The sequence below is a fragment of the Pseudomonas sp. 2822-17 genome, from assembly GCF_002742485.1.
GTDB lineage: Bacteria > Pseudomonadota > Gammaproteobacteria > Pseudomonadales > Pseudomonadaceae > Aquipseudomonas > Aquipseudomonas cyclaminis.
The window spans coordinates 1-309 of record NZ_LJRZ01000083.1 but is presented as its reverse complement, the minus strand read 5'-3'; the positions used below and the strand labels follow the sequence as shown (position 1 = coordinate 309).

Genomic DNA, 309 nt, shown 5'->3' with positions numbered 1-309 from the left:
ATTTAGAAGTAATTGCTACCCACCAAAACTCCAATGAACAAGTAACCGTTATAGATGGTTTGACATTAAGTGGACCTCATAATGGTGCTGATGCCCACACTCCTTCAACGATGTCCCTACCCCAAAGTGGTATGTGGAAATTAGGTGCTTTTGTTGATGGTAATCTACACGGTTCTGTGTTTGTTAAAGTTTACGAATAGTAGTTATTCCATATTTCCACTAAAGCGAAGCGATAGCTGAATAGGCTACCGCTGCACTTGTTCAACAAACGGGGAGGTTTGTTAAAAAAGACTTGAAGAAACCGTAGGG

The 309-nt window shown here is 40.8% G+C and carries 1 protein-coding gene; it reads left to right on the top strand.

Annotated elements, in window-relative coordinates; genetic code table 11:
• The coding region (locus AOA60_RS33215) for a hypothetical protein (protein ID WP_218240479.1) at positions 1-200 on the top strand (200 nt) is incomplete at its 5' end.
• Positions 201-309 lie beyond the last annotated feature (109 nt).